Raw genomic sequence first — 23,049 nt, 5'->3', positions numbered from 1 at the left:
ATGAATAAAGATGAACTTATCGAACTAATCTTACTTAATATTGAAAGATTAGGAATTGTCATGGCACCGACAAAATTAGAACAGTTTGCTATTATAAACTGTGAAAAATTTATTGGAGTTTATGACCCTTCAAGCGTGACCCCTTTTATTCTTGCTCATGAATTGATACATGCCAAGTATGGTGATAAACTACGCCATTGCGATAATGATATTTTAAGTTGTGAAGAAAAGAGAGCAAATAAAGAAGCAATTATTCTTTTGTGGGAAATATACAAAGAACAAGGTGGTAATGCATCTTATTTTTCAAATTTTATTGAAATAGCTGGTTGCCCTTTTGAAGAATCTATCACTATTCTAAGAGAAATAGAAATGAATGATGAAAATATTGAAGAGATTACTCCATGTTTTGAAGGAAATCTAAGAGAATGTGCTATTCATTATATTTCTGGCTTTGATGTATTAAATTCAATCAAAGTATATGATTTTCTTGAATTATATAATTTATCTTATGATTTATATGATGAAGCAGTTAAAGAATTTCAGCAACTTTCAGACCAACAAAATCTAGCCTATTAAAAAAACTTGTAAGATTTCCTACAAGTTCTTTATTTATAATAAATATATGAACTATTTTCATTTCCGATTCTTTGAACTATTTTCACTTCTACTCTAGCAGGTTTAAAATAATCTTTTGTATCTCTCATACCAGATATTAAGTATCTTTCTAAATCCCTCGCTTCATACTCATTATCAAAATCTCTTTCTTCATAATCAAAATAATTTGTTTCATATCTAATTACTCGCCACTTTATTTTTGGATATTTTTGTTCAAATTCAATTTTTTTGTTTTTTTGAAGTTCATCTTTAGTTGTTGAATATGAATTATTGTTGCTCACGAATCCTTTATTATCTGATTTTGGGTCGTAACTTTCAAGACCACCCATTACCATTAAAATAAAAACTACTACAATTACTAGTAAAACTATTATAAATATAATCATATAAAACTCCTAAATTTTTGCTAATCTTTTTTAATTTTAAAGTTATCTACATGTATTTTTTCGCAATCAATATCAAATTTATTCTCCAATATAATTTTATTTATGTTTTCTTTATCATTTTGGGAATAATAGCTAAATAAATATTTTGCTTCAGGGGCGCATCTGACTAGTTCTTTAAAATAAACCCAGTCTATCTTATTATATGAATGACCTAAGATTATTACTTCATGAATATTTTTATTTTTAACAAAAGACTCAATTGAGTCTTTTAAAAGATTTACTGGTTTATAAAATCTTCCTATATTTTCATCATAAAACTTATTAGAATTAAGCTTTCTAGAACCCTGTTCTGCAAACATTCTTTGTGTTTCCTTAAATTCCTTCGTAAAACTTGTTTCTAAACCTGGTAATTTGTCGTCTATTTCTGGCGAATGAAATCCTAATACTACATCTTCTAGATTTTTTACAGAACCATGTAAATGTAGTACATCTTTTTGTTGATAAACATCTTCCATAGTATTTGTATAGTTAAAGGAAATTACAGACGAATCTTCATCTATTTCATAGATATTTTTCGTATTTTTTAAAATAATCGTTTGTATCCATTCTTGAAAACTAATATATAAATATGGAACCCATATATATAGTTCCCTTACCTTATTGTTAAAATACTTTAAGGCATACTCTTGAATTTCATTATGATATATTTCAGTATCGAATGTACTATCTTGTTTTTTTTTAAACTTTTTAAAACAATCAATAAATTTATGCCTCTCACCTCCAATATCTAATTTGCAGCTCCATTCTTCTTCAAAGATTATAATTTTCCCCTCTGATATTTCTGATATTATTTTCTCAGTCTGTTCTTCAAAATCGCTCCATAAATCATTTGGTTGACAATATCTTTCAAAATTTCGTAAAATATCTCCTTTTGATATTATTAAATCTTCATCTGTATATACTTCATCCCTATGTTCCAATAAATATAATCTAAACTCTGTATATGATGTTTTCAGATTGTGTGATAAATCAAAGCCATTACCAACTATATATAATTTCATTGTATCTCCCATTAACTTAACTCAATAACTATAAATATAAATGTAAATATAATTATATAATAATCAAAACAGAAAATCTCGAAAAAATATGCAAATAGAAAAACACTAATTCAAAAAAATAATGTTTTTTTAGTTACATATTTGAATACTCTTAACTTGAAATGCCCCCAATTTGCCCCATTTTATTTTTCACTTTAAGAGCTTTTCTATAGTGAACACTTTGAGAGCTTTATAGAGCCTGTATTTAACTTTGAAAACTATCTAAACAATCCTGCACTCGGCATTATTCAAAATAACTCAACCTTTTATGGCTGAGTTATTTTTGTAAAAGCCATCGCCGCTGGATACAGAAAGTCTTTAAGATAGAGTTCTAATTGTAAACCCTACCATAATTCACTAAAGTAATATAAAAAACACTACCAAACAAATAAAAAGTCTGGCAGTGTTTTTTTATTTAACTTATTAAACAACTCAATATGAATCATCTTTTACTCGGGATAATACCCATTTCTGGCTCAGAAGGTACATTTCCATTTTTTGTGTATTGTTCAGAGACGTAAATGTAGTCTCAATATTCTCTACGTCTTTAAAAGGAATTTTCCCAATCAAATACTCTGGTAGAACTTTAAAATAGTCTGCCAGCTCCATTAATCTTACACCAGAAGGCATCCCTCCATTTTTATAATTCGCAAGAGCATTCCTAGTGTAGCCTAAGTCTCTCTCAATCTGATTAAATGATTTACCAGAATTATGAGTTAATGCTCTCAAACGTTGATAAAATATATTTTCCATTTTCTTATCCATCAATACACCATTAGTCGTGTACTCTTTCCTTAATTATCTCCCGAATATTTACCTCATTGTATTATCAATTAAATTAGTCAAAAATTTCTCAGATTCATTTATTGATAATCACCTTTTCTTATGGAGCACTTGTCAGCGTCCAAGATAGCGTTCCTTTAAAATTAGCATCCGCTTTTTGGAAACCGATAGGAACCCTTAACGTAAAGAGACTTGGCGATTTTCCGTCTATAACTACTGTATCTCCAGTTTTACCTGAAGTCGTAGAATGAATTATTTGTGGATTACTAGTGAGTACTTGACCATCATATGAAAGATAATTCATGAATGAAATTCCACCCATTACTGGAGCTCCAGTATCACTCATCACTTCTTGAATTGGTGAAGTTTGAGCTACACTGACTGTCCATGGCGTTGCCAAACTACTTGCTCTAGTATCTGACACTACAACTGAATTATCCAACACACCTTGATAACTCTTTTCTACTGAAGAAATCGTATTTTCACCAAAATCAATTTTTGTTGGAACAGAACTAAAGCCAATTTTACCATTATAAACTAGGTTAGCTTGATAAATATTGACTTCAGAAAATGCAACTCCACCCGCTCCCGCTACGGCATCTTTCAAGCTACCATAGTTTACTTGATAAGGACTCAAAAAATCTTTGATAGACCAACCTGAAGCATTATTGGTAATCCAATCATTTAACCAGTTTTGTGCTTTATCAATTGAAGTTGCATCAATAGGAGCTCCTGTCAATACTGTAGCAATAGTATAGGGTTGAGGTGCCGTTGGAGCTCCATTACCTGAACTTTGATCAATGTTTACCTGTAATGTGATATCTTTTGATAGAGCTCTTAAAGTTATCGCAAAGTTATTTGCTCCAACAATAAATCTAGGGTTTGCTGCTTGTGCTGCTTCAAGAGCTGTCATTCCTTGAATACTACCATCTACATAGGTTTTCCCATCTGGTGCGACTACTTTATCAATAGCGTACCCCTTAGGAATATTTGGTGTAAAACTAAGCTGCTCTCCACCATAGCCCCAAATACTAGATGAAGAAGGCAAAGTAGCCTGAAGCTCACCTGCTACCCCATTTTGTCCGGGAACATTTGAAGCCCAATTATAGCTTATTGTTCCCGTTTGCTTCTCTGCCGCAATGGTCACTTTAAAATTATTCGAACCAGTAGTAAAGTGGTCATTTGCCTTTAAGGCTTCAGTAACAGAGGAATAAGTTTTGTTATCAGGCCCTAATACTTCATTGACAACGTAACCTGGTTCAAGAGTTGGCATAACAAAACTCAAATCAGAACCAGTTAAACCTGATAATTGAATAGTATCAGGTAATGCTGGAGGATTGGTTGGAACGCTGTTATTATAATCAAAACTTACTTGTCCCAACTGATTAGTAGGAGCCAAGGTTACCTGATATTGATTATTAGCGGTCGTTGTATCAAAACTTGGATTTAAGGCGAAAAAGGCTGTAATCGTTGCATCCGTTGTCGCTCCTGACGTTGCTTTACCACTCGCCGAAGTAATCTTAGAAATATAGTAACCAGCAGGTACTTTATCCGTTAAATTCTTTTGAACATTGAGGGAAGAAGCTGAAAAGAGTTGGTCTGTAACCCCTGATACTGACAGTTTTGATGGAACAGCAGGGGTTCGTTGAGCCGTTGGATCATAATTAAAAGTAAATCCACCCGTTTGCGCTAAAGGAGTGTAAGAAAAATTAATCTGGTTAGGATTTGCCGTTCCACTAGGGAAATTTTGAACAGTAACTGCCGAAGAAATTGACTTAAAGGTATAGCCTGTTGGCGCTACTGGTGCAAAATAATCATAGTTATCTGAGGTATTTGTCGTATTACCTTGAGGCACCACCCCAATCTTATCACCTACATTGGCAGTGATTGTAGAATTTTCCCACGCACTACCTTTGGGAGCTAACTGACCACCAGTTGCACTATTAAGATAGTTAACATTAACTGGTTGCACTCCTTTTCCAGCACCAACTAAACCAATTGTAACAGTCATTTGTGAGTAGTTCCCGCCGGTTGCAGCCATAAATCCAATTGACATACTTTTTTGAACGGTCAGTTTTGCAGAAGCAACATAATCAGTGTTTGAATTTCGAGAAGTGTATTTCATCGTTCCGGTAACTGTTCCGTCCGAATTTAAAACAGGGTTAGTCCAATACATTTCAAAGGCATTGGAAGAATTATTCTTTGCAGTATAATCAGAACTAGCATTAAGAACCTTTTTGCCCGCACCATCACCCTGAGCAATAACGGTTGCCGTATTATAATCACTTCCTAAAAGAATGGAAGTCTTTCGATATGAGTAGTTATTTCCAATGAAATAAGTTCCCGAACCGAGATTACCTACCCCTAAATTCCCCCCAGTTGAACCACCAGAAAGTTGAGAAGAAGACAAATTTGTAAGTAAAACTCCATTTGCATCCCCCAATTGACTACCAGAACCAGTGCCAAACCAACCAGCGCTTGCATAAGTACTTCCACCAAGTGAGATCGGTTGAGTCATATCCACTGCCCCATTAAAAGGGAGCCATGAACCTGTATCTCTCTGATTAGTTCCAAAATCATAGGTTGATATAGATGACCAGCTTGCTCCACTCGTATTTTTTCCCACAGGTGTAAAATTACCAGGTGTCTGAAAGTCGCCAAGTGTCCACGTATGATTTCCCGTATCGACGGTTCCCCCAGGGTTTAAAGTAGTCGTCGCATTAGCTGCTGACACTGTTGTCTCTCCATGTAGGGCTAAAATTGGCAACAAGGTACTTACCAAAAGTAGGGCACTTGCGCCAATATTTGTAGATTTTTTAAGTAAGTTTTTTATTTTTCCCATTGTTGTTTTCACTTTCGTTAACCACCTTATTTAAAATGATAAAAAAGCTGTTTCTTCACTTTGGAAGAGACAACTTTTTTATTCCTAGATTAAGGCGCAGTTATCAAATCCCATTGGAGAGTTGTAGAAAAGTCCCCTGCTAAGGCTGATCCTGAAGGAACGCTTAGAGAAATAGGTCCTCCAGCAGTATTCCCTTTATAGTCTGCTGCTTTACCATAGCTTGTCAAATATGTACCTGTGGTACCATCTATTGACATTACATTTTGTGCAGTACCAGGATCCAATGTGAAGCCAGCCTCAGCAGTTGGAGTATAAGCCCCTCCACCAGCATTAGCAGCTGTACCTGCTGAGAAGCTCAAAGTAGCTCCTTTAAGGTCGGCACTGCCATTGTTAAATTGCTTCAATTGAGTCACATTTAATTGTGTCCCATTCTTATCTCCGCTTCCCAAACCACGAAGGTCGTGCATTTCAACAAATGCTCCAACAGGTGTACCGTTAAAGGCAGTTGTGTCAGCATCCGCAAAGTAAGTTTCTGATTTAGCCGAAATTTCGTGTTTACCAAAAGCTAAGTCAGAAGCATAGTCAATCGCAAGTTCTCCTGGTGTACCTCCAGGGCCAGTTCCTCCAGGAACTTCTGGGTTAGTGATATCTGGTGGTGTTGTTGTATTGGCTGTGAATCCGATCGTTCCTGTTGAATTCCATTGTTCTGCTTTAACTGATGCTGCTGATACTGCTGAAGCTCCTGAAGCTCCGGCTACAAGAAGGGCAAGAGTTGCCGCTGAAAAAGTAATTGCTTTTTTCATGTTAGTTTCTCCTTTGAGTTGTTAAATATATATAATTAAATTATTTTAATTATCGAGTTAAGTTTAATTGAACTTATTTACGTCTTTTTAAATAAACAAGTCCAATAATAAGGTTAAGTAAGCCAATCCCAGTCCATTCCATAGGAACTGATTTTTTATCTCCTGTTTTTGGAAGTTCTTTATTTCCAGAGCCTGTAGATGGATTTTGAGGATTGACAACTTCTGGTTTCTCCTTAGAAGGCAAACTACCAGTAAAGCCGACTGTTGCCCGCGTCGTAGTATTCTTTTCTTCTTGAGCAGAAACAGAGAGGGGATAAGAAGCAATCACTATCAAGAGCCCCATAGAGATAAACAAAGTTTTTTTTCTTTTATTCAAAGTTTTCTCTTCCTTTCTTACTGACTTTAACTGTCACTATTTTTGATGATTCTCTTTTTTACGTCGGGAGCTAAAGATTAAGAATATCAATAGCAGAATAATTAGAATAAGTGCAATACCAATAATCATTAGCCAATTAATAGGTTCTTTATAATGGACCGTTGGGTCACTATTATTGAGTTTTTGGGCCTTTTCTCCTGCAATTTCAAAGTCCTTTTCAAAAGTCCATTTATATTCGTAATTTACACTTTTACCATTAACAGTTGTCTCATAAGCTCCCGTGGCACTTTTCACACCATAAACTGTCATCGAAAGATGATATTTACCAGCTTCTAGTGCTTTAGAAGATTGATCGCCAATGTTACCTTTGATGGAAACTGGAATCGCAAAATCAAAATTAGAGTTCGGAGCCATTTTCATATCAGAATTTTCAAAGCTATATTTCAATTCTGAATTAGTTACTCCTTTGACGGTCGCTGTCGCGTTCATATCTTGAAGATAAGTTGGGGAAATGTTTTGTAGGTTTGCCGCAAATACATTTCTCGAATTCACTTGTGTAGCTTTGACTTCATTAAGCCTAAGTTGAGGAGAAACTTTCTGGGTATTTTGTTGAGTCACAAGAGCAATCACATATCGATATTCATTCTTGATGGAAACACCCTTTGATGAACTTGATTCTTGATTTCCCTCTTTTTCCTTAAAGGAAAAACCTCCTGCCAAAATACCGGTATCCATTCCTTTAGGCATGCTAACCTTTGCAGTCATTATTACCTGAGCGTGTGCGGCAATCGTTACTTCTTTTTTAGGAATATCAACAAAGTCTTCAATATTATATTTTAGAGAACTATCCTTTGTTGCTTTAGATGAATCATAAATAGCAAGTCCATTTCCATTTGTGGTCGAGTGGGCAAATGCCATCTCTACCGTTATGGACTTAGAAGTCGCATTATTTACCTTAAAAGATAATGTTTGCTGAGATTCTGGACTCATTACTAAATTAAAATATCCCAAATTTTTATCCACTTGATTCTCAGGTATTTCTGGGCTTACATTAAAGTTAGAAGATGAGGCATAGATACTTTTACTACAATAGAGTAAGCTAAAGACAAGCACTAATACTAAACTGACTTTACCTATGATATTTGAAACTGAATTCTTCTTTTCAATCATTTTATTTCCATTCTTGACAAATTTATTTAATTTCTATTTTGCTCCGAAGTGATAGATTGAAAAAATCATTCATTAATTCTAGGATTCTATCTTCTTCTTATTAAAGAAAGATAAGTCACTGCTAAATTATTCTAAAGTCATAATCAATATGCTGTAATTGAATTTCTCTTTTTTTGTATGATGAAAAATTGGCTAGAGTAACAAATTCTATTCAAATAGAAGAAAATGTCTCTCATTGACTACTTAATTTTTTAGTGTTTTCTTTAATTCTTGTTCTTTAATTCTCTCTTTTTAAAATTACTATCCTTATTTTATAGCCTCTCCTTAACCAATTTATTTAACTATATATAGAGCCTTTTTTGAACTTTATTTCGCAATATTTTATACTTATTATTGAGCATTTCGGGCTTTTTCTATTGCTAGTCTCCGAAAAATTAGTATTTTTCGGAACGACATGATTATAAAATACAAAGAATGCTTAAAATAAAACATCACCGCCCTCTAAAGCAGTGATTTTTTATTTTACTTTTTTTAATATTAGGTAACTAAAGCAACTATGTCATTAAAAGTGAGCTTATTCGCTCTTTACTAGAGCAGTCGAACTGTTAACGCTATCGATGTAATTTATATATTACCGTTTCATTATAGGCCTAAGAATATTGATAAATTGAAGATATGGAGTATTCGATAAATCTGCATTAATCATTATTTGGGCCTGCAACTTCCATTTTAAATTTCAAAAAAACAAAAAATATTAAGAAGAAATTACAAAAAATCAAATTAACCTCTTTTTTTCTATTTTTTCTTAGTTTTCGACAATTAAAAGTTTAATTTTATAACTAGTTTTCCATAGTCATAAAAACATATTAAATAATCGTTCAGCAACTCTTTCTGAAAATAAAAAAACATGGCGAGTGCCATGTTTTTTTATTTATTTTTATGATTTTTGTCTTTTAAAAAGTACAAGTAAAGCAGAAATCATCATTATTAGACCAACTAAAGAGATTAAGGTATTGTGTTGCTCTCCCGTCTTAGGTAATTCTGATTTTTTAGGGTTCAATGGAAGTTTTTTGTTAATGAACTTTCCACTATTAACTACTTGAGGTTGATTTTCCGCTTTTGCTGTAATTTCAAAAGTTTTCGTTTCCTGACTCAACTGATAGCCAGTTGGCGCCTTAGTCTCAACAAAACTGTATTTCCCTGGTTTTAAATTATCTGCCTTAATTACTCCATTCGCATCTGATTTTATTCCCTCAATAGCTACTTCATGAGTATCGGAATTAATAACATTGAAAATCGCACCCGACAATGTCTTACCATTTTCATCGACCTTAATTAATTTAGCAGAACCTTGATAGTTAATGAAATTATCTGAAGCAATAACTACATGGGGTTGACCTTCTTCTTTGCCTGAAATCGTAAAATCAACTTGAGAAGTATTCAAAATATATCCAGTTGGTGCTTGTGTTTCAACAAAGGAATATTTTCCTGGTACGAGGTCTTTGATTAAAACTTTACCTTCTTTATCGGAAACCAAATTTTCTTTGACTGTTTGTCCGTCAGCATCAATAACCCTGAAAACAGCACCTGATAAAGAGTTTCCTTTGCTGTCATGCTTGATTAACTCAGCAGAACCTTGGTAATTAATGAAATTATCTGAAGCAATAACTACTTTTTGTTCACCTTCTTCTTCACTTGAAATGGTGAAATTAGCAGGAGTAGTGTTCAAAATATAACCACTTGGTGCTCGTGTTTCGACGAAAGAATAATCTCCCGGTGATAGGCCATCAATACTTACTTTACCATCTTTGTCGGAAGTCAGGCCTTCTTTGACTGTTTTGCCATCCGCATCAATAACTTTAAAGATTGCTCCTTCTAGAGCTTGACCTTTACTATCATGTTTAATCAGTTCCGCTGAACCTTGATAGTTAACGAAATTGTCTGAAGCGACAACCAGTTGAGGTTGACCTTCACTCTCAGCTAAGATTGTAAAAGGGGTAGGAATAGTATTTAAAATATAACCTGTTGGAGCTTTGGTTTCAACAAAGGAATATTCTCCGGGGGCTAAATCATCAATACTTACTTTACCATCTTTGTCGGAAGTCAGGCCTTCTTTGACTGCTTTGCCATCCGCATCAATAACTTTAAAGACTGCTCCTTCTAGAGCTTGACCTTTACTATCATGCTTAATTAATTCAGCTGAACCTTGATAGTTAACGAAATTATCCGAAGCAATTATTAGACTAGGCTGACCTTCTTCTTCAGCTAAAATTGTAAAATGAACTGGTATTGTATTTAGAATATATCCTGTTGGAGCTTTGGTTTCAACAAAGGAATATTCTCCGGGGGCTAATCCATCAACTACCACTTTACCATCTTTACCAGAAGTTAAATTAGTTTGGATTGTCTTGCCAGCTTTATCAACAATTTTAAAAACTGCACCAGAAAGTGGCTGACTTTCGTTATCTTGCTTAATTAATTCGGCTGAACCTTGATAATTGATAAAATTATCCGAGGCAATAACCATTTGTGGCTGGCCTTCTTCTTCAGCTGAAATTGTAAAATGAACTGGTATTGTATTTAAAATATATCCTGTTGGAGCTTTGGTTTCAACAAAGGAATAATCTCCCGGCGCTAAACCAGTAGCCGTAACTTTACCATCTTTATCAGAGCTTAAATTAGTTTGGATTGTATTACCATCTTTATCAATAACTTTGAAAATCGCACCTGATAAAGCTTGACCATTACTGTTATGTTTAATGAGTTGTGCTGAACCCTGATAGTTAACTTTTTCCAAGTTGATATCTGGGATGATTCCTTCTTCATTGGCTTTAAGCTCAAAGTCAATTGGGGTTGGGTCCAAAATATAACCCGCTGGGGCTTTGGTTTCAACAAGTGAATATTTACCAGGTGTTAGTTTTTCAATCGTTACATTTCCAGAACTGTCAGAAGTAAGTTTTTCGTAACCTGAAACAACTTGACCGTTGCTGTCTAGCACTTTAAATTCTGCACCTTGAAGTGGATTTTTTACCTCTTTACCATTTTCAATGGTCAGTCCTACTTTTTTCAAGATTACTTTCGTTGGTTCATTTTCAACGTCTTGAATTGGGAAATTAGAAACTTCTCCGTCTTTTGAAACTGTTATTTTCTTACCTTTGACTAGTTCTTCATCAAGTGTATACCCTGTTGGGGCCTTAGTTTCAATAAGAAGATAATCAGTAACACGCAAATTCCCAAGTTTTAAATCACCATTTTTGTCGGTATCTCCTTCACGAATTAATTTATCTTTTTTGCCATCTGTACCGATAGACCAAAGTTGAAGATGAGCTCCCGCAAGTTTTGCTTTGCCGGGAGCACTTTTTCCAAAGTAACTGAACCTTTTGATCCGTTTGCACTTCCGTTATGATTAGTTACGGGTACATCTTTTTCAACATCTTGTTCTATTGTTTTCTCGTTGTCTCCAGTAATATGGGCTTGATTAGTTACCACATCATTAGCTTTGTCAGAAGTAATTAATGCACGATATTCTACAACATATGCTGTGTTAATTTCTTATAAAAATTTAATTTTAACTGTTTGAGCCCCTGTAGAATTATCAGTTTGGATATCAACAGAATAATCTTTGCCTTGTTCAAGAATAATATTTTTGTTCTCAGTAATATTACCAGAAGCATCAATACTTGTTCCATAAATAAGAATATCTTTTGCTACAATATACTGATTTGAGGAAGGATTATCGGTAACTTCAACATTTTTTAAGGTAGATTGCGAGGCGTTTACTGTAAGTTTCCAATTTACATAATTAGAATCTGTACTTGACTGTGAACCATCTTTCGTTACGAATTCTCCTTGATGTGCTGGAGTAACACTAGCACTTAAATCATGTGAAATGTCCTTATTTGTAAATGTCGCTTTGTTTTTGTACTCCTTCTGATTGATGAGATTACCTTCTAGACTTGTTTCAAATATTAGAACATAGGCTTTTGTGCTTCCATCTGGTAGTTCTACCTTAACACTTCCTTTGCTTTCTACTATTTTTATTCCCATATCTGAAGTAACTTCAGCACCTAAAGTATAAGTACCATTTTTATTAATCGTAGCTTCATATATTTTAGCACTTCCAGAAACATAGTTTTGATCATCAGAGATTGGATCAGTTATTGAGGCATTGCTTAATTCTTGTTGATTGAAATTTGCTGCAATTGTCCATGTAATTTTTTTGCTGGTTGCATTATATGAACCAGATTTTTGTCCATTATATTGGAACGGAGGTATTGGTTTAAATTCTTTATGATCATTATTAGTATGATCTCCTCCATTTTTATCCTTCCAAGTCATTGAAGCATCATTTACAAATTTGATATCTCCTTCATGACCAGACCCATTATCAATCACACTAGTATCAAATTTTGTTTTGTATTTAATTTGATATTTATGATCTGTCCCCTCCTTAAGTGGGGAATTAAAGGAAACTGAAAAGCCTGCTGTTGTTTTTATCAGTGTATATTCTGTTGGGGAGAGTACTTTATTTCCAGCAGTTTTATCAATAATTTGGAAAGTATTTTCAAGGAAAGTCAATCCTTCAGACATTTTGTCTTCAAGTGACCAGTTTTCCATCCAATAGCCTGCACTATTAATATCTATTTTCCATGGAATTTCTCTATTCTCGTAATCAATATCTCCATCAATATTTTTAACGATTCCTTGTTGAGTTGCATTACCACCTGACTCGCTGTTATCTCCCGTATCAGTTGTTACTGAGTTATCAATGGTAACATTTCCATCTACGATATCTTTAACCTTCGTTTGATATTCAACTTTTACTGCATAATCGATATCAGTAATAAACTCAATTTTAAATTTTTGAGGATTATCAGGGTCTTGTACAAGTTTATAATCTTCCCCTTCTTTTAATTGAGCACCTTTAATTTCTTTTCCGTTACTATCAAAAGTAATTTTATAAAGTTTAACACTTCCGTTCACCAGCTCGATGGCATCACTCATGGTATCTTCAATAAATGACCCTGCTTTATGATTTTTTTCATTATAATTGTATTCTATATTCCAATTATAAATTTGATCGTTCCCTGTTGTAAATGGTCCATTTTTTTTAATTGGCCCTTTATATTGCGCAGTAACAGAGGCACTTGCATTGGTATCTGTTTTTCCATCATTTAATGTCGCTGTATTTTTAAAGCTTACAGCTCCCTCTTTTTCCGGAAAACTACTTTCATCGATAGTTGTTGTATAGACAACATTGAATGCTTGATCGGTGGTAGCATATTTACCAATAAAAGTAATTTTTCCATTTGAATCAACAGTATAATCTGTACCTTTTACTAAAGGATGTTCTTTATCAATGGAAATGATTTCTCCATTTTTTCCAACTGTCTCAGGGTAAATTTCGACGGATTCATAAGTTGTTCCTTCTGGCATTGGATCGGTAAGTGTAGCATTTTCCATTGTATTTAATGGACGGTTAATATTTATTTCCCAAATAACTTTACTAGGATTTGGAGTTTTATCGAAATGTCCTGATTTATCAATTGCTTGGTCATAGGTTGGCCGAACATGAATTTCTGAAGGGGGAAAATTTTACTCCGTTGGTGTATCAACTACAACTTCTCCTGGAACAATTGTCTTATCGAAATGTGCATCATAATGAAAGGTACCCTTAATATCATGATAGGTTTCAACTTTTTCATTGAAGACGAAACGAACGGTTCCATCTGCATTAATTGTATAGGTTCCATAATCTCCCAGTGACGATGTCGCTTGCTCAATCGTTACACCATCAGGAAGTTTAAAATCAAAGTAATCTCCTGATTTCAATGGTAAAATATCTTCTGGAATACTCCAGGTATAATCGATTTGAACTTCTGCATCTATCGGAACATCTGTTTGATCTGGATAAGGTTTTCCTTCTTTATCAAGATATATGACCTTAGCTGAGTCGATAATAGTCGCTGGTGAAATTCCTAAGTCTTCTAGAAGTTTACGAATATCTTGACTTTCCACAGTTTTTATAGCTTGCTCTGAATGTTTAGTCGTACTACTTTCTTTTTCTTTGATTTCAGGTGTAACAGTATTTTGAGTCACAGTGGAAGTTGACTGACTTGGGGTTTCTGAAGTTGAACTCGTTTTTGGCAACAATACATCAACTTGGCTATCATTTAATTTGGCTGTTAATCGCTCAAAGTTTTTCAAAAGTTCTTTAGAGATTGAAAAATTGACTTTCACTTCGCTTGTATTTAGTGAATTAAGGTCTATTGTCAATCTATTTTCGTCAGCAGTATAAGATGCTGTTGACTTTTGTCTGTTAGCCTCATTTGGTTCATTAATTTTAATTGATTTATCTAATTCAATAGTAGTTGTTTTACTTTTCAATATTGACTGATTAATCTTGAGACTTAAATCAAATGTCATTAAATCAGCATTACTTTCGGATTCATCTATTTTAAATTGACTTAATGTTATATCCGAATCATTTGTTTCTTCATTTATTGCTCCTGCAATTGCTCCAACTGGGGTAATAACATATTGTAAAAGCAGCATTAAACCTAAAATTATAGAAATAACTTTTTTTCTACTTTTCATAATGTCCTCCTTTTGATTTTAAATCAGTTTTGTAAGCGATGTATTTTATTAATTACATCCTCTTATAAAAATTGCTGATTCTAGGACATTATAGCATAATACAATACAAATGTGTAATAAATTTCGTACATTAAATTCTATTGTCTTACTTTTATTTATATTTTTGTTTGTTCCTAACATAGCCTTTTTGCAACATAATGGCTCCATAAAGCCATTAGCCCCTTTTTTAATATTTCATAAATATTTAAATGATTAATAAAAAAAGACCGATAAAAATTAAAAATTTGATTCTAAATCGACTTTTATAACAAAAAAAAAAAAGATAATACTTTTTTAAAAGGGGAAAGTTTCACTTTCGTTTTATTATTTTTACATTACACCTCTAAATTGAGTCTTATTTTAAATAATAAATATTATCCGCTTAAGCATTAAGGATAATAATGTATAATAAAGAGAAAGGAACGAGGAACAAATATGGATTATAATGATTTTATGAAAAGTAAGCACATTGCTGAACGTTGGGGAGAGTTTCAGGCTAATTATAAAAATTTAAATAAAACAAGTGAATTAAAGGCTTATCATGATTTACTGACAGAGTTTTATGATTATATTCAAAGCCTAGAAGCTCATCTTTTTAATGACGAAAAAGTTGCTGACCAAAAAAATTTACTGACAGAAAATGTAGCAACTCCTTCGCAATTTTTTAATGCTCCCAAAATTCCAGAAACAGTTTCTTTTGGTCAAGAAGCACTCGAAGGTGAGGAAGACCCTTGGTTTGGTTTTAATGATGAATAAAAATATTTACTGACCCACTCTGTCAGTAAATATTTTTTGTTTTATATGGGAATTTCATTGTGAAAACCTTTGCAAAAGTGATAAAATAGTGCTAGAAATGATTTTCAGTAAAAAGGAGAATAGCTTATGCCTCTAAATATTTTGGATTATGACCCTTATTTGGAACCTTTCAAAGAAGATTTGTCTTTGCGGCTTTTTGAATTTGCTCGAACAAAAAAACGGCTTTTAGGAACTGATGGTTCGCTTGTTGATTTTGCTAATGGTTATAAGTATTTTGGCTTTCAACAAGAAAGTAAACACTGGACTTTTCGCGAATGGGCACCAAATGCTAAAAGAGCTTGGTTGGTTGGAGATTTCAATAATTGGAAAAACAATTTTGAGTTGAAACAGGCCTATGGTGGGACTTGGGAAATTTCAATTCCGGGTATGCTACCTGTGGGTTCTAAGGTGAAGGTTAAGCTGCTTTTACCTTCTGGTGAAACAGTTTATCGTGTTCCCTCTTATATTATGTTTGCTGTCCCCAATGAGCGCCATGAATTGGATGGAGTGATTGTTCAACCAAAATATGATTGGAAGAATAAAGCCCCTCAGTTAAAAGAAGCTCCTTTGATTTATGAAGCACATATTGGTATTTCAACTGAAGAATATAAAATTAATTCTTATAAAGAATTCACGCGCGATGTCTTACCAAGAATTAAAAAGGCTGGTTACAATACTATTCAACTGATGGCAATTATGGAACATCCGCTCTATGCTAGTTTTGGTTATCAAGTTTCCAATTTCTTTGCAATTTCTAGTCGCTTTGGTCAGCCAGAAGATTTGATGGAATTGATTGATCAAGCTCATGGTATGGGTTTGCGAGTGCTTTTAGATGTGGTTCATTCACATGCTGTAAAAAATATCGAAGATGGTCTCAACTATTTTGATGGGACAGAAAATCAGTATTTTCATGAAGGTGAACGAGGAAATCATCCAGCTTGGAAGACAAAACTTTTTAATTATGGCAAAGATGAAGTGATTCATTTTCTACTTTCAAATCTTAAATTTTGGTTGGATACCTATCATTTTGACGGTTTTCGTTTTGACGGTGTGACTTCAATGCTTTATCATGATCATGGTTTAGGGACTGCTTTTACTGATTACAGCAAATATTTTTCGCTCAATACAGATATCGAAGCGGTGACTTATTTGATGTTGGCAAATGAATTAACACATTTATTCAATCCATCAGCAACAACAATCGCTGAAGATATGTCAGCCATGCCGGGAATGGCCCTACCTATTTCAAGTGGTGGAATTGGTTTCGATTACCGTTTATCAATGGGAATTCCTGATTTTTGGATTAAACAATTGAAAGAAAAAACGGATAATAGTCTTGACTTATTGAGTCTTTGGTGGGAATTAACGACGCGACGTCCTGGTGAAAAAAATATTGGTTATTCTGAAAGTCATGACCAAGCTTTAGTTGGTGATAAAACGATTATGATGTGGTTAGCTGATGAAGAGATTTATTGGAAAATGGACCTTAATAGTCAATCTCTAAAAATTGACCGTGCTATAGCGCTTCATAAATTAATTCGCCTAATTACTTTTAGTTTGGCTGGTGAGGGTTATTTAAATTTCATGGGTAATGAATTTGGCCACCCCGAATGGCTTGATTTTCCGCGTCAAGAAAATCATGATGATTTCCAACATGCTAGAAGACAATGGTCTTTAGCTGATAATAAAGATTTGCGTTTCCAATATTTATTGGCATTTGACCAAGCGATGATTAATCTAGAGCGACATTACAAGTTTTTAGAAAGCCCAGAACCTGTCCAACAACTTTGGATAAAAAATTCGGATAAATTACTAGCTTACAAAAAAGGGCAACTTCTTTTCGTCTTTAATTTCCATCCTAGTTATGAACAAGAGCTTCAACTCCAATTTCCTGAAAAACCAGAACTTATCTTCGATAGTGATGACCAAAAATTTGGTGGTTTTGGTCCAAGAAGTAGTTTTGGTTGGTCAAAAGAGCATTTAAATCTAATCCTTGAACCTAGAACTGCTATGGTTTTCCGAATTAAAGAATAAAAACCTGTCAATTGACAGGTTTTTTTACTGACAGTATCGCAAAAGTTACTGACAGAAATCCAAAAAGTCTGTCAGTAACTTTAAAAGGCATTTAAATTCGGTTCAAGCAAGGTCCAGAGATTTTCAAATTGATTTTGAAATTGGTCATCCCACTGTGGGGCAATTTTTGGGTGATGAAAATAAACAAAAGCTTGAATATATGCAGCAGCTTCCTCTTCACTTTCAAATTTAGCAGCTGTCTTTAGACTCTCAACCATTTCTAAAATATGTTTACGCCCCAATTCTAAATTTTCTCCAATGTAGGTTGTGTATAAGGCAAACATTTCTGGAGTTTTTCGATGTGCTTCATATTTGGCAATGGCGACTGACCAGAGCCAATCATGAACAATCTCTTTTTGATGTTGATACTTGCTTGTGTCAAAAGGAAATATTTTTACAAGTGTCTGACCATTGAGCCAACGAAGGGCAAGTATCGTTAAAAGTTCATCTTTACTTTTAAAGTGCTTATAAATAGCTGGTTGACTAATATTGAGTTCCTTAGCAATTTTTGAAATGGTGAGTTTCTCTATTCCATTCTCTAAGATAAATTCTTCTGTTTTTCCTAATATCTTTTCACGTGTATTCATAAATTAATTGTAACACAAGTTATAATTCTTGACAAATATAACTTTCTGGTTTATAATTCATTTTGTTGGTTATAAAAGTTAAAAAAAATAACCTCATAAAAAGGAGAAATCATGACATTTACAGGACATACGATTTTAATCACAGGTGGTACAAGCGGAATCGGACTTGGTTTTGCTAAAAAGTTTTCCGAATTAGGAAATAAAGTCATCATTACCGCCCGAAATGAAAAACGTCTTAATCAAATTTTAAATGAAAATCCAACTTTTACAGGATTTGTCAGTGATGTTGCTGACAAAGACTCCCTCCCCCAATTAGTCAAATTCATCAAAGAAAATTTCCCTCAACTTGATGTCATTATGAACTGTGCCGGAATTATGCGTGCGATTAATTTGTTTGAACAAGCTGACAATTCTCTGGAAGTACTGACAGAAGAAATTCATATTAATTTATTAGGAACAATTGCTGTGACACAAGCATTTTTGAAAATCCTTGTCGCAAATAACGGACTAGTCATTAATGTTTCATCAGGATTATCAAATCTGGCTGACGGTGCACACCCTATTTACAATTTGACCAAAGCTGGGGTTCATTTTTACTCTGATGCGCTTCGAGAACAAGCTAAATATTTTGAAAAGACTTTAAAAGTCATCGAATTAGTTCCACCATTAGTTGCTGAAACAAATCTCGAAAGCCATACAAATACTGACGTACCCAATAACATGGCACTTTCAGACTTAATTAGTGAAACTTTAGCCGGACTTGAAAATGGCTTAGACCGGATTGACGCTGGTTTTGCTAAACAACTTCACCAAATGGGCAAAGTAAATAGTGACGAAAACACCAAACTACTTTCTCAACAAATGCTCACTAATTATTTTCCCAAAATGAAAGATTAGAGAAGAAAAATGTCACTTAATCCCCTTCAAATGCATAATACCAAAAAAGAACTCCGTAAAAATTTTGAACTCACAAGACTTAGCAAATCTGAAGTTGCTACTGATTTAAAAATTAGCGAAGTAAAACTTGAAAAAATATTTAATCTTAAACAAAGAACACTCGAAGACACTTGGATTTTACGAAATTATTTACTAGAAAAAGTAGAAAAAACAGGTCAACAACCTGTTCCCTTTACCGCTTTATCTGGAGATTGGCACCGTCACTGGTTTTTAAATTCCAATCTAATTGACCAGCAACAAATGTCTAAAGGCGACAATTAAAACTCAAAGGAGAAAAATCATGAAAACACTTATCACTGGCGCAAATAAAGGAATTGGTTTTGCACTTGCTCAAAACCTTGGTCATCGTGGCTATGAGGTCTTGGTCGGAGCCCGTAATGAAGCACGTGGACAAGAAGCTGTTGAAAAACTGAAAGCCGAAGGAATTACTGCCGAATTTGTCAAAGTAGATTTAGATGACTTAAATCAATTGACGAGCCTGTCAGCACTGACAGATATTGATTTACTTATTAATAATGCTGGAATTTCTGGGAATATTCATTCAGATAAAGGGCACCTTGATATGGAAAAATCAGCTTTTGATTATTCAACAACTGATTTAGAAGAAACAATTAAGACCAATTTTTTGGGAACACATGCTGTGATTAAAGAACTTCTTCCACATTCACTGACAGAAAACGCTAAAATTATTAACATCACCGTACCCGTTTCTCAAGAATATTGGATGCCACTTGCTTATATCACTTCAAAAGCCGCACAAAATGCCATGACCTTTGCTTTTGGTCATCAATTCAAAAAAGATAAATCTAAAAAACAAATCTTTGCTGTTATGCCTGGTGCAGTTGCAACAGATTTGAATGGCGCAAAAGTTGGGGATAGTCCGTTTGTAAAATCTCCTGAAGAAACAGCTCAAATGATTAGTAAATTTATTTTTGATGACAAAAATCATAATGCTCAAATTATTAATTTTGACGGAACAATTTATGATAACTATGAACCAGGCTTACGTAACAAAGTCATTAAAGATGTCGCTAAAAATGGTTTAAAGCGTAAATTTAAAAAATAAATAAAAAAGTTACTGACAGATTGGTCAGCAACTTTTTTATTGTTTTTTGAAAAAAGCGTAAGCAAATCTTAACATTTATGATAAAATAATTCCATGGAAAAAGAAAGATTTTTGGCTTTTACAGATGCTATTATTGCCATCATTGCAACGATTATGGTTTTAGAATTTAAAACCCCTGATAAAAGTGGCTGGCCTGCTCTGACAGAATTAACCATCCCACTTTTAGCCTATGCTTTGAGCTTTTCTATGATTATGACCGTATGGTATAATCATCATCAACTTTATCGTGATATTAAAAATATTACTCCTCAAATATTCTTATTGAATACACTCTGGCTATTTATTATGTCATTTTTCCCCTTCACCACTGGTTGGGTCGGAAAACATGCAACTGAATTTCTTCCTGAGTTCTTCTATCTGGTCATCGTCTTTCTCTGGACAGCTGTATTTCATGTCATGGATCATGAACTTCTAAAAGAAAATCCAGATAAAGAATACAAAGAGCTTACACATAGTATTTCCCGCAGAAATATCTTCATCATATTAGGAATATCCCTTCCAATTGTTTGGTTTTGGCCTCCTATTGGCTTGGTTTGCGTAGCCATGCTTGGTGCTCTAGCCTTAGCCAGCTTTTTAAAAAAATAAAAGCCGTCAGTTAATGACAGCTTTTTATTTTAATCTTCTTGTTCATCCATAAAGCTATTGAAGACTTCTTCAATCATATCCCATTCATCTTCAGCATCTTCAGGGATTGGTTGCAAATCACCTTCAGTACCGTCAGCATTCTCAGTAAATGAGTAAGCCAAAACATCGATAAGACCTTGTTCATCTTCTTCAAACTCAGTAGGTTGTAAAACAACATAGTTTTTGCCAAATTCTTCTTGTCCATCAATGGTAATCAAAATTTGGAACAAGCTTTCGTTTCCATTTTCATCAACCAAAGTAATATAGTCAGGTTCATGATTATGGTCATGTTCGTGATCATGTGTATGAGTCATTTTATTTCCTTTTCTTCATCCTTAATTAGAGGAATTTTCTGCTATTCATAATAAAATAAATAGACAACTTTTACTGACAGAAAATCCTACGAATACTTGTCAGTATTTTTATACTTACAAATAAACTAAAGCTTTCATCAGTAAACCAAAAATTATAATTTTAATGCATGAGCATCCAAATAATTTTGTAAAATCAAAACAGCAGCCAATTTATCAATTGATTTTTTGCGATCTTTACGACGCACTCCACCATCAATCAATACTTTTTCAGCTTGCGCAGTTGTCAATCGTTCATCTTGATAAGCGACTTCCAAACCGAATTCATTGGCCAACTTTGTGCCATAATCCCGTGATGCTTCGGCACGAATCCCTTCATCACCGTTCATATGTTTTGGAAGACCAAGAACTACCTTTTCAGGTTTGTATTCTTTAATCAAAACGCCCAAACGTTCAAAGCCAAGCTCACCGGCTTCACTGTCAATCTTAATGGTTTCAACAGGTTGAGCGGTCATCCCAAGTAAATCACTGACAGAAACTCCCACAGTTTTTGTTCCGACATCAAGCCCTAAAATTCGTGCAAACACTATAAATTGACACCATTATCTTTCAAATAATTCTTGATTAATTCCTCAACAATATCATCTCGGTCAAAACGGCGAATTTTATTACGCGCATCATCATGACGAGGGATATAAGCAGGGTCTCCCGACAAAACATAACCCACGATTTGATTGATAGGATTGTAACCCTTAGCCTCAAGCACATTGTAAACATCAACGAGTGTTTCGCCAATTTCTTTCTTGTCCGAATCACCAAATTCAAAACGGACTGTTTCATCTGTAAAACTCATAAGACACCTCCTTTAAATTTATCTGTAAAGCCAGATTAAACTAAAAATCAATAATTTCCATCCCGTCAGCCAACTGATGTCCACATTTTTAGAAGACAATCATTTTATTTACTGACAGAAATATCCCATTAAAAATTTCTTAGATACATGTTAATTATACGTTATTTTTTGATTGAATTCAACCGTTTTCTCCATTAAAGTAAATAAAAGCCTTCTATCAAGGCTTTTAAATTTTAAATAAAAAGAGAATTTTAATTTGAAAATTACCAAAGAATAGTAAGCCTAATCACTAGTTACTCAGAATACCCAAAAGCTTAATAAATTTGGTAAATAAGTATTTATCAGATTTATTGAACTGTGAAGAGCGATACTTTCCCCAATTGCTTTACGCCGGTGATAGGCCAAAGTAACAACTAAACTTATGGGCAGATATAAAAAGAAAGAGTAAGTAAAACCAGTATGCACCCATGCAAACACAGTGACGCTCACAAAACAAGCCAAGCATTTTTTATCAAAAAGTCGATAAAGATATTCCCGATAAATCAACTCTTCACTAATCGGTCCAATCACGAATAAATCTAATGAATGCGACCAAAAAGGAGTCCGTGCAAAATAATTTACCAAATATATTGAATGTTCTGGAAAAGCTTCTAAAGCTGGTGTCATCTGAAAATATAAATGATGTGCCAAAGCAATAAAAATATTTCCACCAACAATAAAAAACAAAATAAATAACAAATTTTTTGGACGAAATATATCAAAAATCTTTTTAAAAGCATCATTTTTATAAGCAATAACTATTATTACTAAAAAAGTTAAAATATCCACAAATCCATAATAATTAAAAGCAAAATCATAGAAAGTTGGTGGAAAAATCCCCAAGTGGGGAGTCCAACCATTGTAAAGAATAACCGTCACTAATAGCAATAAAAGCGGTTTTAATTTAGTCCGTAAAAAATTTTTTATACGTTCAATCATAAAAGCCCCCACGTTAATAAAAAATAACAAATCT

The 23,049-nt window shown here is 33.7% G+C and carries 23 protein-coding genes; 7 read left to right on the top strand and 16 right to left on the bottom strand.

Translation table 11 applies throughout. The features are described 5' to 3' along the window. Positions 1-576: a hypothetical protein gene (locus MKX45_RS02110; RefSeq protein ID WP_153927524.1), complete on the top strand. Its 576-nt coding sequence runs from the start codon at positions 1-3 to the stop codon at positions 574-576. Between the two features lie 29 nt (positions 577-605). Here MKX45_RS02110 and MKX45_RS02105 read toward each other — a convergent pair whose 3' ends face one another. The 11 genes from MKX45_RS02105 to MKX45_RS02055 all read right to left on the bottom strand — a co-directional run bounded on the left by MKX45_RS02105 (position 606) and on the right by MKX45_RS02055 (position 14,672). Then, positions 606-1,001 carry a hypothetical protein gene (locus tag MKX45_RS02105; RefSeq protein ID WP_259763272.1) on the bottom strand — a complete coding sequence of 132 codons (396 nt, stop codon included), beginning with the start codon at positions 999-1,001 and terminating at the stop codon, positions 606-608. Between the two features lie 20 nt (positions 1,002-1,021). Then, positions 1,022-2,062 carry an AbiH family protein gene (locus tag MKX45_RS02100; RefSeq protein ID WP_279360990.1) on the bottom strand — a complete coding sequence of 347 codons (1,041 nt, stop codon included), beginning with the start codon at positions 2,060-2,062 and terminating at the stop codon, positions 1,022-1,024. Positions 2,063-2,533: 471 nt separating this feature from the next. Next, on the bottom strand, positions 2,534-2,854 hold the full coding sequence (locus MKX45_RS02095; RefSeq protein ID WP_031287883.1) for a helix-turn-helix domain-containing protein: 321 nt from the start codon (positions 2,852-2,854) through the stop codon (positions 2,534-2,536). A gap of 130 nt (positions 2,855-2,984) precedes the next feature. Beyond that, positions 2,985-5,738 carry a WxL domain-containing protein gene (locus MKX45_RS02090; RefSeq protein WP_240664815.1) on the bottom strand — a complete coding sequence of 918 codons (2,754 nt, stop codon included), beginning with the start codon at positions 5,736-5,738 and terminating at the stop codon, positions 2,985-2,987. 77 nt (positions 5,739-5,815) lie between these two features. Next, positions 5,816-6,529 carry a WxL domain-containing protein gene (locus tag MKX45_RS02085; RefSeq protein ID WP_340816748.1) on the bottom strand — a complete coding sequence of 238 codons (714 nt, stop codon included), beginning with the start codon at positions 6,527-6,529 and terminating at the stop codon, positions 5,816-5,818. Positions 6,530-6,602: 73 nt separating this feature from the next. Next, positions 6,603-6,905 carry an LPXTG cell wall anchor domain-containing protein gene (locus MKX45_RS02080; RefSeq protein ID WP_057719806.1) on the bottom strand — a complete coding sequence of 101 codons (303 nt, stop codon included), beginning with the start codon at positions 6,903-6,905 and terminating at the stop codon, positions 6,603-6,605. Positions 6,906-6,941: 36 nt separating this feature from the next. Continuing rightward, complete coding sequence (locus MKX45_RS02075) at positions 6,942-8,075, bottom strand: DUF916 and DUF3324 domain-containing protein (RefSeq protein WP_057719807.1); 1,134 nt, start codon at positions 8,073-8,075, stop codon at positions 6,942-6,944. Positions 8,076-9,012: 937 nt separating this feature from the next. Next, the gene (locus MKX45_RS02070; protein WP_340817255.1) at positions 9,013-11,382 is read right to left on the bottom strand and encodes a SpaA isopeptide-forming pilin-related protein; all 2,370 of its coding nucleotides are present in this window, start codon (positions 11,380-11,382) and stop codon (positions 9,013-9,015) included. Further along, on the bottom strand, positions 11,352-11,564 hold the full coding sequence (locus MKX45_RS02065; protein ID WP_340816747.1) for a hypothetical protein: 213 nt from the start codon (positions 11,562-11,564) through the stop codon (positions 11,352-11,354). The genes MKX45_RS02070 and MKX45_RS02065 overlap by 31 nt, the downstream gene beginning before the upstream one ends. Positions 11,565-11,627: 63 nt before the next feature. Continuing rightward, positions 11,628-13,574, bottom strand: a complete 1,947-nt coding sequence (locus tag MKX45_RS02060) for a collagen binding domain-containing protein (protein ID WP_340817253.1) — start codon at positions 13,572-13,574, stop codon at positions 11,628-11,630. 96 nt (positions 13,575-13,670) lie between these two features. Further along, positions 13,671-14,672 (bottom strand): Ig-like domain-containing protein, encoded by a 1,002-nt coding sequence (locus MKX45_RS02055; protein WP_340816746.1) that lies wholly within the window; start codon positions 14,670-14,672, stop codon positions 13,671-13,673. A 474-nt stretch (positions 14,673-15,146) separates the two neighbouring features. On the opposite strand from MKX45_RS02055, the gene MKX45_RS02050 reads away from it, so the two are divergent. Both MKX45_RS02050 and MKX45_RS02045 read left to right on the top strand, forming a co-directional pair. Next, complete coding sequence (locus MKX45_RS02050) at positions 15,147-15,467, top strand: hypothetical protein (protein ID WP_057719809.1); 321 nt, start codon at positions 15,147-15,149, stop codon at positions 15,465-15,467. A 126-nt stretch (positions 15,468-15,593) separates the two neighbouring features. Beyond that, positions 15,594-17,540: an alpha-amylase family glycosyl hydrolase gene (locus tag MKX45_RS02045; protein ID WP_340816745.1), complete on the top strand. Its 1,947-nt coding sequence runs from the start codon at positions 15,594-15,596 to the stop codon at positions 17,538-17,540. A gap of 80 nt (positions 17,541-17,620) precedes the next feature. On the opposite strand, the gene MKX45_RS02040 is transcribed toward MKX45_RS02045, so the two are convergent. Next, positions 17,621-18,166, bottom strand: coding sequence for a TetR/AcrR family transcriptional regulator (locus MKX45_RS02040; protein ID WP_012896984.1), 546 nt, complete (start codon positions 18,164-18,166; stop codon positions 17,621-17,623). Positions 18,167-18,277: 111 nt separating this feature from the next. On the opposite strand from MKX45_RS02040, the gene MKX45_RS02035 reads away from it, so the two are divergent. From MKX45_RS02035 to MKX45_RS02020, 4 genes are all read left to right on the top strand, one after another. Beyond that, on the top strand, positions 18,278-19,063 hold the full coding sequence (locus MKX45_RS02035) for an SDR family oxidoreductase (RefSeq protein WP_128267452.1): 786 nt from the start codon (positions 18,278-18,280) through the stop codon (positions 19,061-19,063). A gap of 9 nt (positions 19,064-19,072) precedes the next feature. After that, complete coding sequence (locus MKX45_RS02030; protein ID WP_014570343.1) at positions 19,073-19,384, top strand: DUF2316 family protein; 312 nt, start codon at positions 19,073-19,075, stop codon at positions 19,382-19,384. A gap of 19 nt (positions 19,385-19,403) precedes the next feature. Then, positions 19,404-20,189 carry an SDR family NAD(P)-dependent oxidoreductase gene (locus tag MKX45_RS02025; RefSeq protein ID WP_057719811.1) on the top strand — a complete coding sequence of 262 codons (786 nt, stop codon included), beginning with the start codon at positions 19,404-19,406 and terminating at the stop codon, positions 20,187-20,189. 93 nt (positions 20,190-20,282) lie between these two features. Beyond that, positions 20,283-20,834, top strand: a complete 552-nt coding sequence (locus MKX45_RS02020; RefSeq protein ID WP_340816744.1) for a TMEM175 family protein — start codon at positions 20,283-20,285, stop codon at positions 20,832-20,834. A gap of 29 nt (positions 20,835-20,863) precedes the next feature. Here MKX45_RS02020 and MKX45_RS02015 read toward each other — a convergent pair whose 3' ends face one another. The 4 genes from MKX45_RS02015 to MKX45_RS02000 all read right to left on the bottom strand — a co-directional run bounded on the left by MKX45_RS02015 (position 20,864) and on the right by MKX45_RS02000 (position 23,015). After that, on the bottom strand, positions 20,864-21,187 hold the full coding sequence (locus MKX45_RS02015) for a DUF1292 domain-containing protein (RefSeq protein ID WP_003131822.1): 324 nt from the start codon (positions 21,185-21,187) through the stop codon (positions 20,864-20,866). A 152-nt stretch (positions 21,188-21,339) separates the two neighbouring features. Continuing rightward, positions 21,340-21,771, bottom strand: a complete 432-nt coding sequence (gene ruvX, locus MKX45_RS02010) for a Holliday junction resolvase RuvX (RefSeq protein WP_003131821.1) — start codon at positions 21,769-21,771, stop codon at positions 21,340-21,342. Next, positions 21,771-22,037 carry an IreB family regulatory phosphoprotein gene (locus tag MKX45_RS02005; RefSeq protein WP_003131820.1) on the bottom strand — a complete coding sequence of 89 codons (267 nt, stop codon included), beginning with the start codon at positions 22,035-22,037 and terminating at the stop codon, positions 21,771-21,773. The genes ruvX and MKX45_RS02005 overlap by 1 nt, the downstream gene beginning before the upstream one ends. A 297-nt stretch (positions 22,038-22,334) precedes the next feature. Next, the gene (locus MKX45_RS02000; protein WP_340816743.1) at positions 22,335-23,015 is read right to left on the bottom strand and encodes a CPBP family intramembrane glutamic endopeptidase; all 681 of its coding nucleotides are present in this window, start codon (positions 23,013-23,015) and stop codon (positions 22,335-22,337) included. Positions 23,016-23,049 lie beyond the last annotated feature (34 nt).

This window comes from Lactococcus sp. FSL W8-0209 (assembly GCF_038006585.1).
Lineage (GTDB): Bacteria > Bacillota > Bacilli > Lactobacillales > Streptococcaceae > Lactococcus > Lactococcus lactis.
Note: the sequence above shows the minus strand (reverse complement) of the source record. Positions and strands in the feature narration are given on the sequence as shown.